At 33.8% G+C, this 22,092-nt stretch carries 32 protein-coding genes; 3 read left to right on the top strand and 29 right to left on the bottom strand.

Annotated features, from left to right (window positions below):
- From rpsK to rpsL, 29 genes are all read right to left on the bottom strand, one after another.
- Positions 1–384, bottom strand: a complete 384-nt coding sequence (rpsK, locus tag Q4Q40_RS03950; protein WP_238675662.1) for a 30S ribosomal protein S11 — start codon at positions 382–384, stop codon at positions 1–3.
- A gap of 99 nt (positions 385–483) precedes the next feature.
- Positions 484–858, bottom strand: a complete 375-nt coding sequence (gene rpsM / locus Q4Q40_RS03945) for a 30S ribosomal protein S13 (protein ID WP_303300401.1) — start codon at positions 856–858, stop codon at positions 484–486.
- A 2-nt stretch (positions 859–860) separates the two neighbouring features.
- The gene (ykgO, locus tag Q4Q40_RS03940) at positions 861–977 is read right to left on the bottom strand and encodes a type B 50S ribosomal protein L36 (RefSeq protein WP_010181906.1); all 117 of its coding nucleotides are present in this window, start codon (positions 975–977) and stop codon (positions 861–863) included.
- Between the two features lie 4 nt (positions 978–981).
- On the bottom strand, positions 982–1,197 hold the full coding sequence (gene infA, locus Q4Q40_RS03935) for a translation initiation factor IF-1 (RefSeq protein WP_007094967.1): 216 nt from the start codon (positions 1,195–1,197) through the stop codon (positions 982–984).
- Positions 1,198–1,210: 13 nt separating this feature from the next.
- Positions 1,211–2,563 carry a preprotein translocase subunit SecY gene (secY, locus tag Q4Q40_RS03930; RefSeq protein WP_303300400.1) on the bottom strand — a complete coding sequence of 451 codons (1,353 nt, stop codon included), beginning with the start codon at positions 2,561–2,563 and terminating at the stop codon, positions 1,211–1,213.
- A 15-nt stretch (positions 2,564–2,578) separates the two neighbouring features.
- Positions 2,579–3,031: a 50S ribosomal protein L15 gene (gene rplO, locus Q4Q40_RS03925; protein WP_303300399.1), complete on the bottom strand. Its 453-nt coding sequence runs from the start codon at positions 3,029–3,031 to the stop codon at positions 2,579–2,581.
- A gap of 13 nt (positions 3,032–3,044) precedes the next feature.
- Positions 3,045–3,227: a 50S ribosomal protein L30 gene (rpmD, locus tag Q4Q40_RS03920; RefSeq protein ID WP_303300398.1), complete on the bottom strand. Its 183-nt coding sequence runs from the start codon at positions 3,225–3,227 to the stop codon at positions 3,045–3,047.
- Between the two features lie 11 nt (positions 3,228–3,238).
- Positions 3,239–3,763 (bottom strand): 30S ribosomal protein S5, encoded by a 525-nt coding sequence (gene rpsE, locus Q4Q40_RS03915; RefSeq protein WP_303300397.1) that lies wholly within the window; start codon positions 3,761–3,763, stop codon positions 3,239–3,241.
- Positions 3,764–3,769: 6 nt separating this feature from the next.
- Positions 3,770–4,126 carry a 50S ribosomal protein L18 gene (gene rplR / locus Q4Q40_RS03910; protein ID WP_303300395.1) on the bottom strand — a complete coding sequence of 119 codons (357 nt, stop codon included), beginning with the start codon at positions 4,124–4,126 and terminating at the stop codon, positions 3,770–3,772.
- 10 nt (positions 4,127–4,136) lie between these two features.
- Complete coding sequence (gene rplF / locus Q4Q40_RS03905; RefSeq protein WP_303300394.1) at positions 4,137–4,679, bottom strand: 50S ribosomal protein L6; 543 nt, start codon at positions 4,677–4,679, stop codon at positions 4,137–4,139.
- An 18-nt stretch (positions 4,680–4,697) separates the two neighbouring features.
- Positions 4,698–5,096, bottom strand: a complete 399-nt coding sequence (gene rpsH, locus Q4Q40_RS03900) for a 30S ribosomal protein S8 (RefSeq protein WP_303300393.1) — start codon at positions 5,094–5,096, stop codon at positions 4,698–4,700.
- A gap of 68 nt (positions 5,097–5,164) precedes the next feature.
- Positions 5,165–5,434, bottom strand: a complete 270-nt coding sequence (rpsN, locus tag Q4Q40_RS03895; protein WP_298239217.1) for a 30S ribosomal protein S14 — start codon at positions 5,432–5,434, stop codon at positions 5,165–5,167.
- Positions 5,435–5,437: 3 nt separating this feature from the next.
- Positions 5,438–5,989, bottom strand: coding sequence for a 50S ribosomal protein L5 (gene rplE, locus Q4Q40_RS03890; protein ID WP_303300390.1), 552 nt, complete (start codon positions 5,987–5,989; stop codon positions 5,438–5,440).
- 2 nt (positions 5,990–5,991) lie between these two features.
- Positions 5,992–6,303: a 50S ribosomal protein L24 gene (gene rplX / locus Q4Q40_RS03885; protein ID WP_303300389.1), complete on the bottom strand. Its 312-nt coding sequence runs from the start codon at positions 6,301–6,303 to the stop codon at positions 5,992–5,994.
- A 14-nt stretch (positions 6,304–6,317) separates the two neighbouring features.
- Positions 6,318–6,686, bottom strand: coding sequence for a 50S ribosomal protein L14 (gene rplN / locus Q4Q40_RS03880; RefSeq protein WP_069831953.1), 369 nt, complete (start codon positions 6,684–6,686; stop codon positions 6,318–6,320).
- A gap of 2 nt (positions 6,687–6,688) precedes the next feature.
- Positions 6,689–6,946, bottom strand: coding sequence for a 30S ribosomal protein S17 (rpsQ, locus tag Q4Q40_RS03875; protein ID WP_019386276.1), 258 nt, complete (start codon positions 6,944–6,946; stop codon positions 6,689–6,691).
- Positions 6,947–6,958: 12 nt separating this feature from the next.
- Entirely contained in the window at positions 6,959–7,150 is a 192-nt protein-coding gene (gene rpmC, locus Q4Q40_RS03870) for a 50S ribosomal protein L29 (RefSeq protein WP_135877598.1), read from the bottom strand.
- A gap of 13 nt (positions 7,151–7,163) precedes the next feature.
- Positions 7,164–7,583 (bottom strand): 50S ribosomal protein L16, encoded by a 420-nt coding sequence (rplP, locus tag Q4Q40_RS03865; RefSeq protein WP_303300387.1) that lies wholly within the window; start codon positions 7,581–7,583, stop codon positions 7,164–7,166.
- A 22-nt stretch (positions 7,584–7,605) separates the two neighbouring features.
- Positions 7,606–8,334 (bottom strand): 30S ribosomal protein S3, encoded by a 729-nt coding sequence (gene rpsC, locus Q4Q40_RS03860; RefSeq protein ID WP_067147346.1) that lies wholly within the window; start codon positions 8,332–8,334, stop codon positions 7,606–7,608.
- An 8-nt stretch (positions 8,335–8,342) separates the two neighbouring features.
- The gene (gene rplV, locus Q4Q40_RS03855; RefSeq protein WP_303300386.1) at positions 8,343–8,750 is read right to left on the bottom strand and encodes a 50S ribosomal protein L22; all 408 of its coding nucleotides are present in this window, start codon (positions 8,748–8,750) and stop codon (positions 8,343–8,345) included.
- Positions 8,751–8,756: 6 nt separating this feature from the next.
- Positions 8,757–9,035, bottom strand: coding sequence for a 30S ribosomal protein S19 (gene rpsS / locus Q4Q40_RS03850; RefSeq protein ID WP_303300385.1), 279 nt, complete (start codon positions 9,033–9,035; stop codon positions 8,757–8,759).
- A gap of 3 nt (positions 9,036–9,038) precedes the next feature.
- A complete protein-coding gene (gene rplB, locus Q4Q40_RS03845; RefSeq protein WP_303300384.1) occupies positions 9,039–9,866 on the bottom strand; it encodes a 50S ribosomal protein L2 in 828 nt (275 codons plus the stop codon).
- An 11-nt stretch (positions 9,867–9,877) separates the two neighbouring features.
- Positions 9,878–10,168, bottom strand: a complete 291-nt coding sequence (gene rplW / locus Q4Q40_RS03840; protein WP_303300383.1) for a 50S ribosomal protein L23 — start codon at positions 10,166–10,168, stop codon at positions 9,878–9,880.
- Between the two features lie 5 nt (positions 10,169–10,173).
- Positions 10,174–10,803, bottom strand: a complete 630-nt coding sequence (gene rplD / locus Q4Q40_RS03835) for a 50S ribosomal protein L4 (RefSeq protein ID WP_303300382.1) — start codon at positions 10,801–10,803, stop codon at positions 10,174–10,176.
- Entirely contained in the window at positions 10,803–11,420 is a 618-nt protein-coding gene (gene rplC, locus Q4Q40_RS03830) for a 50S ribosomal protein L3 (protein WP_303300381.1), read from the bottom strand. The genes rplD and rplC overlap by 1 nt, the downstream gene beginning before the upstream one ends.
- 122 nt (positions 11,421–11,542) lie before the next feature.
- The gene (gene rpsJ, locus Q4Q40_RS03825; protein ID WP_007650482.1) at positions 11,543–11,848 is read right to left on the bottom strand and encodes a 30S ribosomal protein S10; all 306 of its coding nucleotides are present in this window, start codon (positions 11,846–11,848) and stop codon (positions 11,543–11,545) included.
- A gap of 11 nt (positions 11,849–11,859) precedes the next feature.
- Positions 11,860–13,986, bottom strand: a complete 2,127-nt coding sequence (fusA, locus tag Q4Q40_RS03820) for an elongation factor G (RefSeq protein WP_303300380.1) — start codon at positions 13,984–13,986, stop codon at positions 11,860–11,862.
- Positions 13,987–13,992: 6 nt separating this feature from the next.
- On the bottom strand, positions 13,993–14,469 hold the full coding sequence (rpsG, locus tag Q4Q40_RS03815) for a 30S ribosomal protein S7 (protein WP_303300379.1): 477 nt from the start codon (positions 14,467–14,469) through the stop codon (positions 13,993–13,995).
- Positions 14,470–14,491: 22 nt separating this feature from the next.
- Positions 14,492–14,866 (bottom strand): 30S ribosomal protein S12, encoded by a 375-nt coding sequence (gene rpsL / locus Q4Q40_RS03810; protein WP_102756994.1) that lies wholly within the window; start codon positions 14,864–14,866, stop codon positions 14,492–14,494.
- Between the two features lie 331 nt (positions 14,867–15,197).
- Between rpsL and Q4Q40_RS03805 the strand changes: the two genes are divergently transcribed.
- The 3 genes from Q4Q40_RS03805 to Q4Q40_RS03795 all read left to right on the top strand — a co-directional run bounded on the left by Q4Q40_RS03805 (position 15,198) and on the right by Q4Q40_RS03795 (position 21,902).
- Positions 15,198–16,892, top strand: coding sequence for a BamA/TamA family outer membrane protein (locus tag Q4Q40_RS03805; protein WP_303300378.1), 1,695 nt, complete (start codon positions 15,198–15,200; stop codon positions 16,890–16,892).
- A 307-nt stretch (positions 16,893–17,199) separates the two neighbouring features.
- A complete protein-coding gene (locus tag Q4Q40_RS03800) occupies positions 17,200–20,460 on the top strand; it encodes a SusC/RagA family TonB-linked outer membrane protein (RefSeq protein ID WP_303300377.1) in 3,261 nt (1,086 codons plus the stop codon).
- Between the two features lie 11 nt (positions 20,461–20,471).
- The gene (locus tag Q4Q40_RS03795; RefSeq protein ID WP_303300376.1) at positions 20,472–21,902 is read left to right on the top strand and encodes a SusD/RagB family nutrient-binding outer membrane lipoprotein; all 1,431 of its coding nucleotides are present in this window, start codon (positions 20,472–20,474) and stop codon (positions 21,900–21,902) included.
- Positions 21,903–22,092: the final 190 nt, after the last annotated feature.

Raw genomic sequence — 22,092 nt, 5'->3', positions numbered from 1 at the left:
TTATACTCTTCTTCGTTTTGGAGGGCGACATCCATTATGTGGTAATGGTGTAACATCAATAATTTCTGTTACTTCAATACCTGCATTATGAATAGAACGAATAGCAGATTCTCTACCATTTCCTGGTCCTTTAACATAAACCTTCACTTTTTTTAAGCCAGCTTCTTGAGCTACACCAGCAGCATCTTCAGCAGCTAATTGGGCAGCGTAAGGCGTGTTTTTCTTAGAACCTCTAAATCCCATTTTACCAGCAGAAGACCATGAAATAACATCTCCTTTTTTGTTGGTAAGCGAAATAATAATGTTATTGAAGGAAGCTGTAACGTGTGCTTCTCCAACAGAGTCTACAATAACTTTACGTTTTTTTGTACTTGTCTTTGCCATATTTTTTTAGTTTCTAGTTGTTAGTTGTTAGTGTTAGAATCCTAAACTTTCACATTTCAGACAGATTCCATCTAACTACTAAATACTAATGACTATTAATTATTTAGTTGCTTTTTTCTTGTTAGCAACCGTTTTTCTTCTACCTTTTCTAGTTCTTGAGTTGTTTTTAGTACGTTGTCCTCTTAAAGGAAGACCAGATCTATGACGAATACCTCTGTAACATCCAATATCCATTAATCGCTTAATGTTTAATTGTGTTTCAGAACGTAATTCACCTTCGATTGTGAAAGTTCCAACAGCTTCACGAATACCACTAATCTGGTCATCGCTCCAATCTTGAACTTTAATACTTTCATCAACCTTAGCCACTGCTAAAATTTCTTTTGCTCTACTTCTACCTATTCCATAGATATAAGTTAAAGAGATTACTCCTCTTTTGTTTTTTGGTATGTCTACACCTGCAATTCTTGCCATAATTACCCTTGTCTTTGTTTAAATCTAGGATTCTTTTTGTTTATAACGTAAAGTCTGCCTTTTCTTCGTACGATTTTACAATCCGCACTTCGCTTTTTAAGTGATGCTCTTACTTTCATCGTATTAGTATCTATAAGTTATTCGAGCCTTTGTTAAATCGTAAGGACTCATTTCTAATTTTACTTTATCTCCTGGTAATAATTTAATGTAATGCATACGCATTTTACCAGAAATATGTGCCGTCACAATGTGACCATTTTCTAATTCAACACGAAACATAGCATTAGATAATGCTTCTATTATTGTTCCGTCTTGTTCTATTGCTGCTTGTTTTGCCATAGTATATATTAAGTTAAGCGCTAGCTTTTCTATTTTTACCAGTTTTCATCAAGCCATCATAATGTCTATTTAACAAGTATGAATTTACTTGTTGCATAGTGTCAATTGCAACTCCAACCATAATTAATAATGAGGTTCCTCCGAAAAATAATGCCCATCCTTGTTGTACATCCATAAGCTTAACAATAAATGCTGGGAACACAGCTATAAGTGCTAAAAATATAGATCCTGGTAAGGTTATTTGAGACATAATTTTATCAAGATATTCTGAAGTTTCAGAACCTGGACGAATACCAGGGATAAAACCACCACTGCGTTTTAAATCATCTGCCATTTTATTTGTTGGTACTGTAATCGCTGTATAGAAATACGTAAATACGATTATTAATAAAGCGAAAACTACATTATACCAAAAACCAAACATACTTGCAGGACCAAGGTTAGTTACTAACCATGCTCCTACCGCTGAATCTTTCAATAAATCTGTACCTCCAATCATACCAGGTACAAACATAATAGCTTGAGCAAATATAATAGGCATTACTCCAGAAGCATTCAGCTTTAAAGGGATATATTGTCTTGAACCAGCCATAGCACTTTTCTCATAACCGCCAGAAGCTGTTCTTCTTGCATATTGCACTGCTATTTTTCTAACTGCCATTACAAGCATAATAGTAACTAAAATAATAACAAACCAAATAACCAATTCAAAAAGAATAAGCATAACATTGTTACCTTCTAATCTAGTTGCTGCATTTTGAATAAAAGACTGAGGCAATGTTGCAATAATACCAACCATTATTAATAATGAAATACCATTTCCTATACCTTTATCTGTAATTTTTTCACCTAACCACATGGCAAAAATACACCCCGTAACTAAAATACTTACAGACGAGAAATAGAATAAAGGTCCTGTTCCTAATAAAAAGGCACTTTGCGGCACACCTAAACTAGGTAAACTTGCCAAATAACCAGGCGCTTGTAATAAACAAATAGCAATTGTTAACCAACGTGTAATCTGATTAACTTTCTTTTGTCCACTAGCACCTTCTTTTTGCAATTTCTGCAAATAAGGAATGGCTATCCCCATTAATTGTACAACAATAGAAGCAGAAATGTAAGGCATAATACCTAAGGCAAACACAGATGCTCTAGAAAATGCTCCTCCAGTAAACTGGCTAAGTAATCCTAATAAACCTGTACTGGTGCTATCTCCTAAGCCTGCTAATTGCGCAGCATCAATACCTGGCAATGTGACTTGAGTACCAAAACGGTATACTAATAACAGACCTAGTGTTACTATGATCCTGTTTCTTAGTTCCTCAATTTTCCAAACATTTTTTAACGATTCTATAAACTTCATACTTATAATATGGTCTTATAATGTTATTGCTTCTCCTCCAGCTGCTTCAATAGCTGCTTTTGCTGAAGCTGTAAATTTATGTGCAGATACTTTTAATTTTGCCTTTAATTCTCCTCTACCCAAAATCTTAACCAGATCATTTTTTCCAGCTAAACGGTTTGAGAATAAAGTTTCAAAATCTACTGTATCCTTTATTTTTTTATCATCAACCAATTGTTGCAAAGTATCTATATTGATACCTTGATACTCAACACGGTTAATGTTAGTAAAACCAAATTTAGGAACACGTCTTTGAAGTGGCATTTGCCCTCCTTCAAATCCTAGTTTCTTAGAATAACCAGAACGAGATTTAGCTCCTTTGTGACCACGTGTAGCAGTACCACCTTTCCCAGAACCTTGCCCTCTACCTATTCTTTTTCCTTGATTTTTTACTGAACCTTCTGCAGGTTTTAAATTACTTAAATCCATTTTCAGTTTTATATTATTTTGCTTCTTCAACAGAAACTAAATGTGAAACTTTAGCAACCATACCAAGAATATTTGGTGTAGCTTCGTGCTCTTTTACCTGACCAATCTTTTTAAGACCAAGAGCTTCTAAAGTTCTTTTTTGTCTTAGCGTACGATTGATTGCGCTTTTAACTTTTTTTACTTTAATTTTTGCCATCTCTGTCCTTATTAAGCGTTAAAAACTTGTTCAAGTGAAATACCTCTATCTCTAGCAATTGCATTGGCATCTCTTAACTGTAGTAAAGCATCAAAAGTTGCTTTTACTACATTATGAGGGTTAGAAGATCCTTGAGATTTTGATAATACATCATGTATTCCTACAGCCTCAAGAACAGTTCTTACAGCTCCACCAGCAATAACTCCTGTACCAGGAGCAGCAGGAATAATATTTACTCTTGCTCCACCATATTTACCTTTTTGTTCGTGTGGTAAAGTTCCTTTTATAATAGGAATTCTAACTAGGTTTTTCTTAGCATCTTCAACTGCTTTTGCTATCGCACTAGCAACATCTTTAGATTTCCCTAAACCTTGTCCTACAACACCAGCTTCATCACCAACTACAACAATTGCTGAAAAACCAAATGCTCTACCACCTTTAGTTACTTTTGTAACTCTTTGTACACCAACTAAACGATCTTTAAGATCTAATCCACCTGGTTTTACTAACTCTGCACTTTTATATTTTTGAAACATAATTTCTTAGAATTTAAGTCCTGCTTCTCTAGCTCCTTCAGCTAATGATTTTACTCTTCCATGATATAAATAACCACCTCTATCAAAAGCGATTGTTTCTACACCAGCTTTTAAAGCTTTTTCAGCAAGTGCTTTACCTACTAATTTAGCTACCTCTGATTTAGTTGCCTTAGCAGAGCTAATATCTTTATCTCTTGAAGATGCAGCACTGATAGTATTACCAGTAACGTCGTCTACAATTTGAGCATAAATTTCTTTATTACTTCTAAAAACAGCTAATCTAGGTCTTGTTTCTGTACCAGAAACAACCTTACGGATTCTGCTTTTTATTCTTAGTCTTCTTTCGTTCTTTGTCAATGCCATAACTTAATTATTAAGCTGATTTACCTGCTTTTCTTCTTATTACTTCACCAACAAACTTAATTCCTTTTCCTTTGTAAGGCTCTGGTCTTCTGAATCCACGAATTTTCGCAGCTACTTGACCAACAAGTTGTTTATCGAATGATGTTAACTTTATTATTGGATTCTTTCCTTTTTCTGAAACTGTCTCAACTTTTACTTCTGGAGCAATATTTAAAACAATATTATGAGAAAAACCTAAAGCTAGATCCAATTTTTGTCCTTGGTTAGATGCTCTATATCCTACACCAACTAATTCTAATTCTTTAGACCATCCTTTTGATACACCTTCAATCATATTGTGCATTAATGATCTATATAAACCATGCTTTGCTTTTTGATCTTTAGAGTCAGAAGAACGTGTTACTAAAACATTTGCATCTTCAACTTTAATATCTACAGAATCGAAATTTTGAGTTAACTCACCCAATTTTCCTTTTACTGTAACTATTCCGTCCTTTATATCAACCGTAACTCCTTCTGGAATTACTACTGGGTTATTACCTATTCTTGACATTTCTTTCTTCTTTTTAGATTAGTAAACGTAACATAATACTTCGCCACCTACATTATCTCTTTTGGCTTGTTTACCAGTCATTACTCCGTGAGAAGTAGATACTATGGCAATTCCAAGACCATTAAGAATTCTAGGTAGTTTTTTAGAGCCAGCATACAAACGTAAACCTGGTTTACTAATTCTTTGTAACTTCTTAATTACAGGTTCTTTAGTTTCTTTATTGTACTTAAGAGCAATTTTAATTGTTCCTTGTACTGAAGAATCATCAAACTTGTAACTTAAAATATATCCTTGTTCGAATAATATTTTGGTGATGTCTTTTTTTAAATTAGAAGCAGGAATTTCTACCACTCTGTGGTTTGCACGCACTGCGTTTCTAATTCTTGTCAAATAATCCGCTATTGGATCTGAGTACATAATGAATTGATTTTGTGATTTTGGTTTTCAACCAATGTTGAACCTTAAATCTGATTATTTAAATAATATTACCAACTTGCTTTTCTAACTCCAGGAATAAGACCTTGATTGGCCATCTCTCTAAAAGTTACACGAGAAATTCCAAAAGTTCTCATGTATCCTTTTGGTCTTCCTGTTAATTTACATCTATTATGCATACGAATAGGAGATGCATTTTTTGGTAACTTTTGTAATGCTTCATAATCTCCAGCTTCTTTTAAAGCTTTACGTTTTTCAGCATACTTAGCTACTGTTTTTGCTCTTTTTACCTCACGGGCTTTCATTGATTCTTTAGCCATATCTTAGTTCTTTTGAAAAGGTAATCCTAATTCGGTTAATAATGATTTTGCTTCTTTATCAGTATCAGCAGAAGTTACAAATGTAATATCCATACCTGAAATCTTATTTACCTTATCGATATTGATTTCTGGGAATATAATTTGCTCAGTAACCCCTAAATTGTAGTTACCTCTTCCGTCGAATCCTGTAGCCTTAATTCCGTTAAAATCTCTTACACGTGGTAAGGCTGAAGTAACTAAACGGTCTAAAAACTCATACATTTTTTCACCACGCAAAGTAACTTTAGCGCCAATAGGCATTCCTTTACGTAATTTAAAAGATGCAACATCTTTTTTAGATAATGTCGCTATAGCTTTTTGTCCAGTTATAGTAGCCAACTCCTCAACTGCATAGTCAATAAGTTTTTTATCAGCTACTGCTGCACCAACTCCCTTAGACACTACGATCTTAGTAAGTTTAGGTACCTGCATTACATTTTTATAACCAAATTCGTCTGTAAGAGCTGCAATTATTCTGCTTTTATACTCTTCTTTAAGTCTAGGTGAATATGCCATAACTATATTACTTCATTAGATTTTGTTGAAAATCTTACTTTTTTATCAGCTTCCATTCTATAACCAACTCTAGTTGTTTCACCTTTTGAAGTTAACAACGATAAGTTTGAAATATGAATAGCAGCTTCTTTTTCTACGATTCCTCCTTGAGGATTTTGAGCACTAGGTTTCGTATGTTTCTTAACCATGTTTACACCCTCAACGATCGCCTTGTTCTTTTCTATCAATACTTTTTGTACTTTACCTTCAGATCCTTTATGATCTCCAGCAATTACTTTTACAGTATCTCCAGTTTTTATTTTAAGCTTTGTCATCTTAAATTAATGTATTAAAGCACCTCTGGTGCTAATGATACAATTTTCATGAATTGTTTATCACGAAGTTCTCTAGCAACTGGACCAAATACACGTGTTCCTCTCATTTCACCCGTTGGGTTTAATAAGACACAAGCATTATCATCGAATCTAATATAAGATCCGTCTGGTCTTCTTACTTCTTTTTTAGTACGTACAACAACTGCCGTAGAAACTGCTTTTTTCTTAATGTTTCCATTAGGAGTTGCATCTTTAACAGAAACAACAATTTTGTCTCCTACAGAAGCATATCTTCTTTTAGTTCCTCCTAAAACACGAATAACTAAAACTTCTTTTGCTCCAGTATTATCTGCTACTTTTATTCTTGATTCTTGTTGTAACATAATTATTTAGCTCTTTCTAGGATTTCTACTAATCTCCAACATTTAGATTTACTTAAAGGTCTTGTTTCCATGATCTTTACAGTATCCCCAATGTTACAATCGTTTGTTTCGTCGTGTGCAACGTATTTCTTTGTTTTTAACACGAACTTACCATACATAGGGTGTTTTACTTTTTTAACCTCTGCAACAACTATTGATTTTTGCATTTTGTTACTAGTAACAACTCCTATACGTTCTTTTCTTAAATTTCTTGTTTCCATCTTTCAGCAGAATTATTGTAATTCTCTTTTAGTTAACTCTGTCGCAATTCTAGCTACGGTACGTCTTATGCCACGTAACTGAATTGGATTTTCTAAAGGAGATATTGCATGAGCCATTTTTAGGTCTGAATAACTTTTTTTAGTCTCACCAAGTTTCTCTTGTAACTCAGCTGTAGATAATTCTTTAATTTCTGATTGTTTCATAATATCAAATAAATTATGCTTCGTAATCGCGAGCAATTAAAAACTTAGTTTTTATTGGTAATTTCTGTGCTGCTAAGCGTAATGCTTCTTTAGCAATATCTAACGGCACTCCACCAATTTCAAATAAAACACGTCCTGGTTTTACAACAGCAACCCAATATTCTACAGCACCTTTACCTTTACCCATACGTACTTCAAGAGGCTTTTTTGTAATTGGCTTGTCTGGAAATATTTTAATCCAAAGTTGCCCTTCTCTTTTCATGTAACGAGTAGCAGCAATACGTGCAGCTTCTATTTGACGTGATGTTATAAACTTAGAATCTAGCGCTTTTATTCCAAAAGTTCCGTTTGAAAGTTGATTTCCTCTTTGAGAAAGACCTTTCATACGTCCTTTCTGTTGCTTACGAAATTTTGTTCTTTTAGGCTGTAACATTTTTTCTTTACTTTATAAAAAATTACTTTCTACGACGAGGTTTGTTGTCTCTGTTTCCTCCACGTCCTCCGGCTCCACCTTTTCCTTGCTTTTTGGATAAACCAACTAGCGGAGAAAGCTCTCTTTTACCATATACTTCACCTTTCATGATCCATACTTTTACACCCAATCTACCATAAGTAGTGTGTGCCTCAACTAAAGCATAATCAATATCGGCTCTAAAGGTTGATAAAGGAATACGTCCTTCTTTGTAGTGTTCTGAACGTGCCATTTCAGCACCATTTAAACGTCCACTAATTTGGATTTTAATTCCTTCAGCATTCATACGCATTGTAGCAGCAATAGCCATCTTTATTGCACGTCTGTATGAAATTCTATTTTCAATTTGACGAGCAATACTAGATCCTACTAAAAATGCATCAAGTTCAGGTCTTTTAATTTCAAAAATATTAATCTGAACTTCTTTTCCAGTAATTTTCTTAAGCTCTTCTTTTAACTTGTCTACCTCTTGGCCACCTTTTCCGATAATGATACCAGGTCTAGCAGTAGTGATAGTAACGGTTACAAGTTTTAAAGTTCTTTCAATAATTACTCTACTAACACTAGCTTTAGATAAACGCGCATGAACGTATTTTCTAATTTTATCGTCTTCGGCAAGCTTATCTCCATAGTCATTACCTCCGTACCAGTTAGATTCCCATCCTCTGATAATACCTAAGCGATTTCCGATTGGATTTGTTTTTTGTCCCATTGTCTATCTTAGCTTTGTGTGTTATTGTTAGCTCCAACCACTAATGTAACGTGGTTAGAACGTTTTCTAATTCTGTGTGCACGACCTTGAGGTGCTGGACGTAATCTTTTTAACATAGATCCGCTATCAACTCTAATCTCTTTTACAATTAATTCAGCCTCTTCAATATTAGCTTCTTCATTTTTAGATTGCCAGTTTGCAATTGCAGACAATAACAATTTTTCTAAACGACCAGATGCTTCTTTTTGGTTGAATTTTAAGATATTAAGTGCATGTTCTACTTTTTCACCTCTTACTAAATCGGCTACTAAACGCATTTTTCTTGGTGATGTAGGACAATTATTAAGTTTAGCAAAAGCAACTTGCTTTTTCCCTTCCTTAATAGCGTCTGCCATTTGTTTTTTACGACTTCCCATAGCTTACTACTTTTTACCTTTATTTTTAGCACCTGCATGTCCACGGAATGAACGTGTTGGTGAAAATTCTCCTAACTTATGACCTACCATGTTTTCTGTTACGTAAACAGGTACAAATTGACGGCCATTGTGTACTGCAATTGTTTGCCCTACAAAATCTGGAGTAATCATACTGGCTCTTGACCAGGTTTTGATTACTGCTTTCTTGTTAGATTCAACATTAACAGCGACTTTTTTCTCTAATTTATAATGAACGTAAGGTCCTTTTTTTAATGATCTTGCCATGTCTTATTTCTTTCTACGTTCTACAATATACTTATTACTTGCTTTCGTCTTAGAACGTGTTCTATATCCTTTAGCTGGAATACCGTTTCTTGAACGTGGGTGTCCTCCTGAAGATTTACCTTCACCACCACCCATTGGGTGATCGACTGGATTCATAACTACTGGTCTAGTACGAGGTCTTCTACCTAACCATCTTGTTCTACCTGCTTTACCACCAACTAATAATTGATGATCTGAGTTAGAAACAACTCCTATAGTAGCCATACAGTTAACAAGAATTAATCTTGTTTCCCCTGAAGGTAATTTAATAGTAGCAAATTTACCATCTCTTGCCATTAACTGTGCAAAAGCACCAGCACTACGAGCCATAATAGCTCCTTGTCCTGGACGTAATTCTACACAAGAAATAATAGTTCCTAATGGAATTTCACTTAATGGCATTGAATTTCCAATTTCTGGAGCAACACCTTCTAAACCAGATACCACATTTTGCCCAACTTGTAAACCATTTTGAGCAATAATATATCTTTTTTCGCCATCTTGATAATTCAATAATGCGATAAAAGCGGTTCTGTTTGGATCGTATTCGATAGACTTAACTTCTGCTGGAACTCCAGTTTTGTTACGTTTAAAATCGATAATACGATACTTTCTTTTATGACCTCCACCTATATAGCGCATGGTCATTTTTCCTTGACTGTTTCTACCACCAGACCTTTTATTCGGAACGAGTAAACTCTTTTCCGGCTTATCAGTAGTTATGGCGTCAAATCCATTTACTACTCTAAATCGCTGTCCTGGTGTGATTGGTTTTAATTTTCTTACTGACATTGCTTGTCTAATTACATGTTACTGTATAAATCAATCATTTCACCTTCCGCCAGTTGTACAATTGCTTTTTTAACAGCATTTGTTTTACCATGTTGAATCCCAGTCTTTGTGTGACGTGTTCTTCTATCTGGACGGACATTTATAGTACGAACTTTTTCAACAGAAACACCATAAGCAGCTTCCACTGCTTTTTTGATTTCTACCTTGTTCGCCTTAGTTTTCACTGCGAAAGTATAGCAATTTCTTAACTCGCTATCTGCAGTCGCTTTTTCTGTGATTATAGGTTTAATTAAGATACTCATGGTTTCTATTTACTTAAATTTGTTTCAATTCCTGCTAAAGCTCCTTCTAAAAGCACTACTTGATTTGCATTTAAAATCTTATAAGTACTTATTTCTGAGGACATTATAACTTCAGAGCTTTTTAAATTGCGCGATGACAAATATACATTATTATTTGCGCCACCCAACACAAAGAGAGACTTTTTGTTTTCTAGGTTTAAAGCCTTTAAAACTGCTGTAAAGTTTTTAGTTTTTACAGTGTCAAAGTTAAAGTCTTCTAACACAACAATTGATTTCTCTCCCGCTTTGATACTTAATGCAGATTTACGTGCTAAGCGTTTAACATTTTTATTAAGTTTAAAGCTATAATTTCTAGGTCTTGGTCCGAACATACGTCCTCCCCCTTTAAATATACCAGACTTAATACTACCTGCTCTTGCTGTACCAGTTCCTTTTTGCTTTTTAATCTTACGTGTACTTCCAGAAATCTCTCCTCTTTCTTTCGACTTGTGAGTTCCTTGACGTTGGTTTGCTAAATATTGCTTAACATCTAAATATACAGCATGATTATTAGGCTCAATAGCGAACACATCTTTAGAAAGGTCTGCCTTTCTTCCTGTGTCTTTTCCGTTTATATCTAAAACTGCTACTTTCATTATTTTCTAATAATTACATAAGCGTTTTTATGTCCAGGCACACAACCTTTAACAACAAGTAGATTCTTTTCAGTAACTACTTTTAAAACTCTTAAATTTTGAACTTTTACTGTGTCTCCACCCATTCTTCCTGCCATTTTCATTCCTTTGAAAACTCTCGCAGGATATGAAGCAGCTCCAATAGATCCTGGTGCTCTTAAACGGTTATGCTGACCGTGAGTAGCTTGACCTACACCACCAAAACCATGACGTTTTACAACACCTTGAAAACCTTTTCCTTTAGATGTTCCTGCTATATCAACGAATTCTCCTTCGTTAAAATGTTCTACAGTGATAGCATCTCCTAATTTGTACTCCTCATCAAAACCTTTAAATTCAACGATTTTGCGTTTTACAGAAGTTCCTGCTTTCTTTGCATGACCTAAATCAGCTTTGGTAGCACTTTTTTCTGTCGCGTCATCGAAACCAAGTTGAACAGCTTTATAGCCATCTACTTCTTCGGTTCTGACTTGGGTAACGATACATGGTCCAGCTTCGATTACTGTACAAGGAACATTCTTCCCGTTTTCATCAAAGATGCTGGTCATACCGATTTTTTTTCCAATTAACCCAGACATAATTATTATTTATTTGTTATTACTATTTATTAAAAATTAAAGGCTGAAAATACGTTTCAGCCTTTGAATTGTATTTTTACCGTTTTTCCCTAACCATCGTTAAGGACATGTCTTAATCTTACTTATACCTTGATCTCTACTTCAACACCACTTGGCAACTCAAGTTTCATTAACGCATCAATTGTTTTTGATGACGAAGAGTAGATATCTAATAATCTCTTATAAGAGCTTAATTGAAATTGTTCTCTTGATTTCTTGTTTACGTGCGGAGAACGTAATACAGTGAAAATTTTCTTGTGCGTTGGTAATGGAATTGGTCCAGTTACTACAGCACCAGTACTTTTTACTGTTTTTACAATCTTATCAGCAGACTTATCTACTAAGTTATGATCGTAAGACTTTAATTTTATTCTGATTTTTTGACTCATTTTCTTAACTTTTAAGATTGTTCTCCTTTTGCTGCCTTAATAACTTCTTCAGATATATTTGAAGGTGTTTCAGCATAGTGTGAAAATTCCATTGTTGATGTTGCACGACCTGATGACAATGTTCTTAATGTTGTTACATAACCAAACATTTCAGATAATGGCACAGTAGCTTTTACAGTTTTTGCACCAGCTCTATCACCCATATCACTTACTTGCCCTCTTCTTCTATTTAAATCACCTACAATATCACCCATATTTTCTTCAGGAGTAATAACCTCAAGTTTCATAATAGGCTCCATTACAACTGCTTTTGCAGCCTTTGCAGCATTTTTAAATCCAATCTTTGCAGCTAATTCGAAAGATAGTTGATCCGAATCTACATCATGGTAAGATCCATCTTTCAACGTTACTTTCATAGCGTCAATTTCATATCCTGCTAATGGTCCATTAACCATTGCCATTTTGAATCCTTTTTCAATTGAAGGGATAAATTCTTTAGGAACATTACCACCTTTAATTATTGAAATAAATTCAAGACCACTTTTACCTTCTTCAGCTGGCTCTACCGTAAATACGATATCGGCAAATTTACCACGACCACCAGATTGCTTCTTATAAACTTCTCTATGATCTGCTGCTTGTGTAATAGCTTCTTTGTATTCAACCTGTGGCTGACCTTGATTAACTTCAACTTTGAATTCTCGTTTTAAACGATCAACAATTACATCCAAGTGAAGCTCACCCATTCCAGAAATAATAGTCTGTCCTGAAGATTCATCTGAACGTACAGTAAATGTAGGATCTTCTTCAGCTAACTTAGCTAAACCAATACCTAATTTATCAACATCTGCTTTAGTCTTAGGTTCTACCGCAATACCAATTACTGGATCAGGGAAGTCCATAGATTCTAAAATAATAGGATGCTTTTCTGCAGATAATGTATCTCCTGTTTTGATAGATTTAAACCCAACAGCAGCTCCAATATCTCCAGCTTCTATATAATCAATTGCATTTTGCTTGTTAGCGTGCATTTGATAAATACGAGAAATACGTTCTTTTTTACCTGAACGATTATTTAAAACGTAAGAACCAGCATCTAAACGCCCTGAATATGCTCTAAAAAATGCTAAACGTCCCACAAAAGGATCAGTAGCAATCTTAAATGCTAAAGCAGCAAATGGCTCCTTTACATCAGGCTTACGTAGAATTTCTTCTCCAGAATCTGGGTCTGTACCTATAATTCCTTCTTTATCTGTTGGAGAAGGTAAATAACGACATACAGCATCTAATAAGAACTGAACACCTTTATTTTTAAATGCAGAACCACAAATCATTGGAATGATAGCCATATCCATCACAGCAGCTCTAAGTGCAGCATGTACTTCTTCTTCTGTAATAGAATCTTCATCTTCCATGAATTTCTCTAAAAGATTCTCATCATAACCAGCAACTTCTTCAATAAGTAGTGCACGGTATTTACGAGCTTCTTCTTTCAATTCATCTGGAATCTCAACAACATCAAAAGTTGCTCCTTGAGTTTCATCATGCCAAACAATGGCTCTATTTTTAACTAAATCTATAATACCTTTAAAATCTATTTCGTCACCAATGTTTAAAACGATTGGCACTGCATTAGATTTCAACATATCTTTTACTTGCTGACAAACACCTAAAAAGTTAGATCCCTGACGGTCCATTTTATTAACGAAACCAATTCTAGGCACTTTATAATTATCTGCAAGCCTCCAGTTAGTTTCAGATTGTGGTTCAACACCATCAACTGCACTAAACAAGAATACCAACCCATCAAGTACACGTAATGAACGATTTACTTCAACAGTAAAATCAACGTGACCCGGTGTGTCAATTATATTAAAATGATACCCTTTAGTATCTGGCGTTGGGTTTCCATTCTCAATTGGAAATTCCCACTCACAAGTTGTCGCAGCAGAAGTAATTGTAATACCTCTTTCTTGCTCTTGCTCCATCCAGTCCATTGTAGCAGCACCATCATGTACTTCTCCAATTTTATGAGATACACCTGTATAATAAAGAATACGTTCTGTAGTTGTAGTTTTCCCTGCATCAATATGTGCAGCAATACCTATATTTCTAGTAAATTTTAAATCTCTTGCCATATCCTATTAAAATCTAAAGTGAGAGAATGCTTTGTTTGCTTCCGCCATTTTATGAGTATCAACTCTTTTCTTAACAGCCGCTCCTTCTTCTTTAGCCGCAGCTAAGATTTCTGAAGCTAAACGTTGTGCCATAGATTTTTCGTTTCTTTTACGAGCATAGCTAATTAGCCATTTCATTGCCGTAGAAACTTTACGATCTGGACGAATTTGCATTGGAATTTGGAATGTTGCACCACCAACACGACGACTACGCACTTCTACGTGAGGCATCACATTTGACAAAGCATCTTTCCAAGTTTCTAAAGCTGTTTTTTCTTCGTCAGTTTTTTTTGAATCTACAATATCAATTGCATCGTAGAATACTTTAAAAGCGACAGACTTCTTTCCATCCCACATCATCATGTTAACGAAACGAGTTACTAACTGGTCGCTAAAACGCGGATCTGGTAAAAGCGGTCTCTTTTTTGCTGCTCTTTTTCTCATGTCTTCTTCTTAAAGTTTTAAATTACTTCTTAGGGCGTTTTGCACCATACTTAGATCTACGTTGTGTTCTACCTGAAACACCTGCTGTGTCTAAAGCACCACGAACGATGTGATATCTAACTCCTGGCAAATCTTTTACCCTTCCACCTCTAACCAATACTATCGAGTGCTCCTGTAGATTGTGTCCCTCTCCACCAATGTATGCATTAACCTCGTTACCGTTTGTTAAACGAACCCTTGCTACCTTACGCATTGCTGAGTTTGGTTTTTTAGGAGTCGTCGTGTAAACACGAGTACACACACCACGTCTTTGCGGACAAGAATCTAAAGCAGCCGATTTACTCTTCTTGGTTATTTTGGCTCTTCCTGTTCTTACTAATTGTGAAATTGTTGGCATATATATTATATATAAATTTTAAAATCCTCTTCTAAGAGGGCTGCAAAGGTAGAAATTAAAATTATTAATTCAAACCCTAAAACATTAATTTTCACATCGTAATGAATATTTATTTTTCTGGGCACTCTCTAACTTCCCATTATACAAGTCTTAGCCTCCTTATTTATATAAGCATTCATTTAATTCTATCTTTAAAATCGATAAGACTAATCGTCTTTTTTTCGTAAAAATATCAAAAACGATTTCAATAGAATTTAAAAATTATTTAAACACCTATATTATAAGTCTACGTTTTCCGTTAGATTTACACACTAAAACAGTTGGTTATAAAGTGCAAAAAGCTTCTTTTTTATTCCTTACCATATATATAGTTCTTTCTTCAGGACTGTTCTGCCAAAATTTACACCTTAAAATTGACGGTAATACTGAATTTGAAACCAGCACCATAGACGCTTTAAACTACTTAAAAAACCATAAAGATTATAGTTCTATTAAACATGAGGTAGACTCTGTTCAAAAAAGGCTTTTTAAAATGGGCTATATTGAAAATAGATTAAACGAAATCATTAAAATAAATGATTCGTCTTTTAAAACTCAAATCCATTTAAAAAAGAAATTTAGTAACATATTTATATACTATGATAAAACAACAATTAAGCGTCGTTTTTTAGAAACCATTTCAGAAAACATTTTCGATGATTATTTTGAATTAGAATTTAGCAAAATTGAAACTGTCTTAAATTTTATTAATTCTAAAATTTCTGACGAAGGATTACCTTTCTCTAAACTACGCTTGTTTAACATTAAAGTTAGGGATACATCTAATTTATCTGCAAATTTGGTAATAGAATCAAAGGAACAGAAAAGAGTTATTAGTAATATACTAATTAAAGGCTATGAAAAATTTCCGCGTTCCTATCTAAAACATTATTTAAAGATTAAATCCTCTCAGGTTTTTGATTTAACCAAGATTAAAAACAAGACGAATCAACTAAACAATTTAAAATTTGCTAACGAGGCAAAACCTCCAGAGGTTTTATTTTCTAAAGACTCAACAATTTTATATTTATATCTTGAAAAGGCAAAGAGCAATTCTTTTGATGGCTTTTTGGGCTTTGGAACTAACGAAGAAACAAGTAAATTAGAATTTGATGGCTATTTAAATTTAAACTTAACCAATAATTTAAACTTTGGAGAGTCATTTAAACTACTATATAAAAGTGATGAAAACGATCAAAAAACATTTCAAACCGATTTAACTTTACCTTATGTATTTAAATCGCCAATAGGTATTGATTTACTTTTACGAATTTTCAAGAAGGACTCATCTTTTACAACGGTGAATCAATCGTTAAAACTACATTACCAAATAAACTCGAAGCATAAAATTTATGCTGGTCTTCTTTCTACTGAGTCAAATAATTTATTAACAGAAAATACTTCACTAACAATTTCAGATTATAAAACACAATATTATTCATTTGCATACGAGTTTATAAAACCACAATCATACAATCCCCTTTTTTTAATAAATTCTAAACTATATCTAGAGACAAATTTTGGAGAAAGAAAAGCGCTCAATACACAAGAAAAACAATCTCTTTTCTCTATTGACGCATTTAAAATATTTAACTTAAACAGAAAAAACAGTATTTTTTTAAGATTAAATAGCGCCTACTTAAACTCTAACACATATTTTGAAAATGAATTACTAAGATTTGGTGGTATAAATTCTATTAGAGGATTTGAAGAAAACAGTTTATTTTCTTCTTTATTTAGCCTAATTAATACTGAGTACAGGTACCAACTCAATAATTCAATTTATATTCACTCTATTATAGATGCTGCATATTTTGAAAATAAAATCTTAAACACCAAAGAAAAACTTTTCGGATATGGTTTTGGCTTTGGAATTCTTACACAAGCTGGGTTATTTAAATTTAACTATGCAAATGGCAAAAGTGAAAATCAAAAATTTAAACTCTCCAATTCTAAAATACACTTAAGTTTGATAGCTAACTTTTAATATTCTTTTTAATTTTCCCTTTCTCCTTTTATATTAAATTAACGTTACTCACTTTGATTTATTTTGATAAACTAAGTGTCAATTGACAAATTTCTCTCAAGATACATAACAGGCTAATATTTTAAAAATTTAAACTTCAGCTCCCTTACTCATTACAACACATTATCAATCAGTGTTTTTAATACAAAAACCCTCTATTCACAACAATCTAACAAACATAAACTAATCCCTCTTGTGTAATTTATTATCCTTTTGAGGTAAATTTTAAACCTCATTTTTGAGTTGACTAATTCAAAATAATTATAAAATGAAAAGAAAGTTTAGTGGAATTCTAACGCTATTACTAGCGTTGGTTGTGCAAATAACATTTGCACAAGAAAAGATAATTTCAGGTGTAGTCTCAGATGCTTCTGGCCTACCCTTACCTGGAGCAACCGTCTTAGTTAAAGGCACAAATTCTGGAACATCATCAGATTTCGATGGAAAGTATTCAATTAATGCTAATCAAGGTGCTACGCTTGTTTTTAGCTTTGTTGGATATACTACAAAAGAGGTTTTAATAGAAGCTTCTAACTTGATTAATATAACCTTAAGCGAAGATGCCGAGTCTTTAGACGAGGTCGTTGTAACGGCTCTTGGTATTAAAAGAAGTAAAAAATCTTTAGGATACGCAACACAAGAAATTAGCAACAAAGAGATTTCAACTATAAAAGAATCAAATGTTCTTAATCAGCTTTCTGGTAAAGTTGCTGGTCTTGCTGTTCAAAGAACAAACAATCTTGGAGGCTCTACCAATGTTGTAATTAGAGGGCAAACATCATTAACAGGCTCCAATCAAGCGTTATTTGTTATCGATGGTGTACCAATTTCAAACAGAAACACCAATACCGAGACTCAATCACAAGGTGCTACTGGGTATGATTACGGAAATCCCGTTTCAGATCTTAACCCAGATGATATTGAATCCATGAATGTTCTAAAAGGGTCTGCCGCAACTGCGTTATATGGCTCAAGAGCTTCAAATGGTGTTATAGTAATTACCACTAAAAAAGGTAAAGGGTCTGATTCTAAAAATTATTCTATAACCATATCTTCTAACGCCAGTATTGGAAGTATTGACAAAAGTACCTTTCCTAAATTCCAACAAGAATATGGAGCTGGTTATGGTGGAGACTATTATAACTTTCTTCCTTCAGATTTTAATGGAGATGGAACAATTGATAGCTATGCTAACGTAAATGATGATGCCTCTTTTGGTCCTAAATTTGATTCTGATTTATATTTATTACAATGGGATGCATTATATCTACAATTACCAGACACTTATGGTGTAGCAAGACCTTGGGAAGCTTCTAAAAATGGGCCTATAACTTTTTTTGAAACCCCAACGTCTTTTACAAATTCAGTTTCAGTAGCAAAAAGCTTTGACGACGGTAGTGGTTCTTTTAGACTTTCATACTCTAACTATGATGCTACTGGCATATTACCTAACAGCTCACAAAACAAAAACACTTTTTCTCTAGCTGCAACTGCTAAACTAACAGACAGACTTGAAGCTACTGGTTATGCAACTTATATAAACACAGAAACTGTTGGGAGAAACTCTACAGGATATAACGATAATATTGTGGGTTTCATGCGTCAATGGGGGCAAAATAATCTCGATTTTAAAAGACAAAAAGACGCCTACTTTTTAACAGGTGAAAACATTACATGGAATCCTAAATCTCCTACAGATTTAACTCCTATATATTGGGACAACCCTTATTGGACGCGTTATGAAAACTATCAAAGTGATGGTAGAAATAGGTTTACGGGGTATGCCGAACTAAAATATAAAATTATAGACAACCTTAGTATTAGTGGAAAAGCCTCCGTAGATCAATATAGTGAAATACAAGAAGAACGAAGAGCAGTAGGCTCTGTGGCTACGGCTTTTGGTATTAATGAAGGTCCTGATGGTAGTTATAATAGAAGCGACCAAGGATCTGGATATTTAAGAAGAAATATAAATTCCAGAGAAACAAACTTAGATGCATTGTTAAACTACTCTAAGGACTTTACTGATGATTTAAGTTTTAGCGCATTTTTAGGTAGCAATATTAGAAAAAACACTTTAAATATGGTAACAGCCGCTACAAATGGTGGACTTAAAGTTCCTGGTGTATATTCGCTTCAAAATACAACGGATGCCCTGCCTAATCCTAAGGAAAGAGATGAAACGATAGAAGTTCAAAGCTTTTTTGCAGGTGCCACTTTTGGATATAAAGATTACCTGTTTTTAGAAAGCACTTTACGTCGGGACAAGACCTCTACTTTACCTACTGCAAATAATTCATATTATTATCCTGCTGTCTCAGGGTCTTATATATTTTCCAAAAACTTAAATGTGCCTTTTATCAAATTTGGTAAATTAAGAGCTAACTGGGCACAAATTGGAAACGATACTAGTTTTGATCAAATAAATGATACTTATACAAGTTTACAGTCTTTTCAAGGAAATGCCTCTGCAGCTGTTACTGATTCAAAGAAAAACCCTGACTTAAAACCAGAGATATCAAGATCATATGAAGTAGGTTTAGAAATGAAGTTTTTAGAAAATGCAAACTTAGGTTTTGATATTGCTTACTATAAAACAAATACAACAGATCAAATAGTGCCAGTTTCTGTAAGTGAAACTACAGGGTATGTTAATAAAGTTATTAATGCAGGAGAATTAGAAAATAAAGGGATAGAGCTATCTGCTTTTTCTGAATTTAATATAACTAGCGATTTAAAATGGAGATTGAATGTTAACTGGTCTAAAAACGAAAACGAGGTGATTTCTTTAGCTGAAGGTTTGGATGAATTATTATTAGGATCTTTTGGAATTCAGGTAGTTGCCAGAGAAGCAGAAGCTTATGGGTCTTTAAAAGGAGATGATTACACTTATAATGAAAACGGTCAAAGAATAATAGGAGAAGATGGCGTTCCTGTAGCTAGTAGTGCAGATCAAATTATTGGTAATGGTAATCCTGATTGGTTAGCAGGTATTAGAAATACATTTTCCTATAAAAATATAACTTTTAGTTTCTTTATAGATATTAGATCTGGTGGTGACATGTACTCCTTAGACCAACGTTATGGGCAAGCTACAGGGGTTTTAGCAAGTACTTCTTATATAAACGACTTAGGAAACCCTGTAAGAAACTCATTAGCAAACGGTGGTGGTTTTATCTATGAAGGGGTACTAGCAGATGGGACTCCTAATACAACAAGACTTGATGCTAGTGGTTTTGGAAGCACAGGATATCAAACATTACCTAGAAGTGAATTTGTTTATGATGCCTCTTTTGTTAAATTACGTGAGGCTAGCTTGTCTTACAATTTTCCTAAAGAGATTGCTTCAAAATTATTACTAGACAACTTATCTCTAAGCCTTGTAGGTTCTAACCTATGGATTATCCACAAAAACATACCAGACGCCGATCCAGAAACAGGTTTTGGTTCTGGCAATATACAAGGTATTTCTTCTGGTTCTTTACCAACTACAAAGAATTATGCACTTAATGTGAAACTTCAATTTTAATACATAGAAAAATGAAAAAATATATAACTATAGTTCTTTTAGCATTAATTGCACTATCCTGTACTAAGGACTTAGAAGAACTTAACGTAAATAAAAAAGATTTTGCAACAACAACTGATGCCTCTCTTTTTACAAGTGCACAGTATAAATTATTTAATCAAATAACTGAAACAAGCGTAAACGAGAATATATTCAGGCTTATTGTACAAAATTGGACAGAAACAACTTATACGGATGAAGCTAATTACGACCTAAAAACCAGAAATATAGACGAGTTTCACTGGGAAGTTTTATACAGAGGTGTTTTAAAGAATTTTAAAGAATCTAAAAGCTTAGTTTCGGGTTTACCAGATGTTCAAACAAATAAAATAGCGACTATAGAACTTTATGAGATTTATACATATTATGTTCTGGTAACTTCATTTGGAGACATTCCTTATACAGAAGCACTAGACATAGATATTTTAAATCCTGTTTTTGATAAACAAGAAGAAACTATATTTTATGATTTACTTGATAGACTTGATAACAATGTTATTTCAAAATTCATAACAGATGAAGTTGGTTTTTCTGCATCAGAAGATATTATTTATGGTGGTGATATTGCAAAATGGAAAAAATTTGCAAATTCTTTAAAACTTCAAATGGGTATGCTTATAGCTGATGTAAACCCTACAAAAGCAGAAACAGTTGTAAATACAGCAATAACGAGTGGTGTCTTTACTTCGGCAGACGATAACATGAAAATAGCTTTTGAAAGTGCAGCACCTTACACAAACCCTGTTTATGCAGCATTAGTATTATCTGGGCGTGACGACTTTATTCCAACAAATACTATTGTTGATATGATGAATACATTAAATGACCCTCGAAGAGATGACTATTTCACACTATATGAAGGCGCTTATAAAGGAGGGATTTCTGGTGAACTAAATTCTTTTGGGCAGTTTTCTCATGTTTCTGATAAAATTGGTAATGACCCAGAACTAGAAGCGCCTTTAATGACGTATTATGAAGTTGAATTTTTGTTAGCTGAAGCTGTTGAAAGAGGATTTATTACAGGAACTGCTGAAACACATTATAATAATGCCATTGCTGCTTCCATAAAATATTGGGGAGGTACAGATGCTGAAGTTAACACCTACCTAGGACAAACCAGTGTAGCTTACAGTAGTACAACAGGTAATTACAAACAAAAAATAGGAACTCAAAAATGGCTAGCTCTTTACAATAGAGGGTTTGAATCCTGGACTGAATGGAGACGTTTAGACTTCCCTTCTCTATCTGCACCAGCAGGCGCCAAGACAACTAATGGGCAACCTCCTTACAGATTAACATACCCAACTGTTGAACTTACCTTAAATGAAGATAACTTAAACGCCGCTAGTACTAGTATTGGTGGAGATGAGTTAGAAACAAAGCTATTTTTTGATACATTTTAATTAAAAAAATCATAAAAATGAAAATTATGAAAAAACTTAAAATATTCTTTATTTCATCTCTATATATTCTTACTTCATGTAGTGAAGATGATAGGGCTATAACTAATACTATCTTGGGTGCTAATAACCTGAATTCGACGTAAGAAGTAGCTATTGAATTTGGTGAAGCTAAAATTAATTAATACATAAC

It is taken from the genome of Flavivirga jejuensis (assembly GCF_030540765.1).
In the GTDB taxonomy this organism is placed as follows: domain Bacteria; phylum Bacteroidota; class Bacteroidia; order Flavobacteriales; family Flavobacteriaceae; genus Flavivirga; species Flavivirga jejuensis.
The sequence above is the reverse complement of the archived record's forward strand: the minus strand, read 5'-3'. Positions and strand labels throughout refer to the sequence as shown.

Bases quoted from the DNA above. Each gene is read 5' to 3' on its own strand.
- rpsM (WP_303300401.1), bottom strand. From the start codon at position 858: ATGGCAAGAATTGCAGGTGTAGACATACCAAAAAACAAAAGAGGAGTA.
- rpmC (WP_135877598.1), bottom strand. From the start codon at position 7,150: ATGAAACAATCAGAAATTAAAGAATTATCTACAGCTGAGTTACAAGAG.
- rpsS (WP_303300385.1), bottom strand. From the start codon at position 9,035: ATGGCAAGATCATTAAAAAAAGGACCTTACGTTCATTATAAATTAGAG.
- rpsC (WP_067147346.1), bottom strand. From the start codon at position 8,334: ATGGGACAAAAAACAAATCCAATCGGAAATCGCTTAGGTATTATCAGA.
- rplR (WP_303300395.1), bottom strand. From the start codon at position 4,126: ATGGCATTGACAAAGAACGAAAGAAGACTAAGAATAAAAAGCAGAATC.
- ykgO (WP_010181906.1), bottom strand. From the start codon at position 977: ATGAAAGTAAGAGCATCACTTAAAAAGCGAAGTGCGGATTGTAAAATC.
- infA (WP_007094967.1), bottom strand. From the start codon at position 1,197: ATGGCAAAACAAGCAGCAATAGAACAAGACGGAACAATAATAGAAGCA.
- rplV (WP_303300386.1), bottom strand. From the start codon at position 8,750: ATGGGAAGTCGTAAAAAACAAATGGCAGACGCTATTAAGGAAGGGAAA.
- rplB (WP_303300384.1), bottom strand. From the start codon at position 9,866: ATGTCAGTAAGAAAATTAAAACCAATCACACCAGGACAGCGATTTAGA.
- rpsN (WP_298239217.1), bottom strand. From the start codon at position 5,434: ATGGCTAAAGAATCAATGAAAGCCCGTGAGGTAAAAAGAGCAAAAACA.
- rpsH (WP_303300393.1), bottom strand. From the start codon at position 5,096: ATGTACTCAGATCCAATAGCGGATTATTTGACAAGAATTAGAAACGCA.
- rpsJ (WP_007650482.1), bottom strand. From the start codon at position 11,848: ATGAGTCAAAAAATCAGAATAAAATTAAAGTCTTACGATCATAACTTA.
- rpsQ (WP_019386276.1), bottom strand. From the start codon at position 6,946: ATGGAAACAAGAAATTTAAGAAAAGAACGTATAGGAGTTGTTACTAGT.
- rplC (WP_303300381.1), bottom strand. From the start codon at position 11,420: ATGTCTGGGTTAATTGGAAAAAAAATCGGTATGACCAGCATCTTTGAT.
- fusA (WP_303300380.1), bottom strand. From the start codon at position 13,986: ATGGCAAGAGATTTAAAATTTACTAGAAATATAGGTATTGCTGCACAT.
- Q4Q40_RS03800 (WP_303300377.1), top strand. From the start codon at position 17,200: ATGAAAAGAAAGTTTAGTGGAATTCTAACGCTATTACTAGCGTTGGTT.
- rplX (WP_303300389.1), bottom strand. From the start codon at position 6,303: ATGACAAAGCTTAAAATAAAAACTGGAGATACTGTAAAAGTAATTGCT.
- rplN (WP_069831953.1), bottom strand. From the start codon at position 6,686: ATGTTACAACAAGAATCAAGAATAAAAGTAGCAGATAATACTGGAGCA.
- rpsL (WP_102756994.1), bottom strand. From the start codon at position 14,866: ATGCCAACAATTTCACAATTAGTAAGAACAGGAAGAGCCAAAATAACC.
- rpsG (WP_303300379.1), bottom strand. From the start codon at position 14,469: ATGAGAAAAAGAGCAGCAAAAAAGAGACCGCTTTTACCAGATCCGCGT.
- rpsE (WP_303300397.1), bottom strand. From the start codon at position 3,763: ATGTTTCAAAAATATAAAAGTGCAGAGTTAGTAAAACCAGGTGGATTA.
- rplE (WP_303300390.1), bottom strand. From the start codon at position 5,989: ATGGCATATTCACCTAGACTTAAAGAAGAGTATAAAAGCAGAATAATT.
- Q4Q40_RS03795 (WP_303300376.1), top strand. From the start codon at position 20,472: ATGAAAAAATATATAACTATAGTTCTTTTAGCATTAATTGCACTATCC.
- rplO (WP_303300399.1), bottom strand. From the start codon at position 3,031: ATGGATTTAAGTAATTTAAAACCTGCAGAAGGTTCAGTAAAAAATCAA.
- rplD (WP_303300382.1), bottom strand. From the start codon at position 10,803: ATGAAAGTAGCAGTTTTAGATATAAACGGAAAAGACACAGGAAGAAAG.
- rpsK (WP_238675662.1), bottom strand. From the start codon at position 384: ATGGCAAAGACAAGTACAAAAAAACGTAAAGTTATTGTAGACTCTGTT.
- rpmD (WP_303300398.1), bottom strand. From the start codon at position 3,227: ATGGCAAAAATTAAAGTAAAAAAAGTTAAAAGCGCAATCAATCGTACG.
- secY (WP_303300400.1), bottom strand. From the start codon at position 2,563: ATGAAGTTTATAGAATCGTTAAAAAATGTTTGGAAAATTGAGGAACTA.
- rplW (WP_303300383.1), bottom strand. From the start codon at position 10,168: ATGAGTATCTTAATTAAACCTATAATCACAGAAAAAGCGACTGCAGAT.
- rplF (WP_303300394.1), bottom strand. From the start codon at position 4,679: ATGTCAAGAATAGGTAATAACCCAGTAGTAATTCCAGAAGGAGTTACG.
- rplP (WP_303300387.1), bottom strand. From the start codon at position 7,583: ATGTTACAGCCTAAAAGAACAAAATTTCGTAAGCAACAGAAAGGACGT.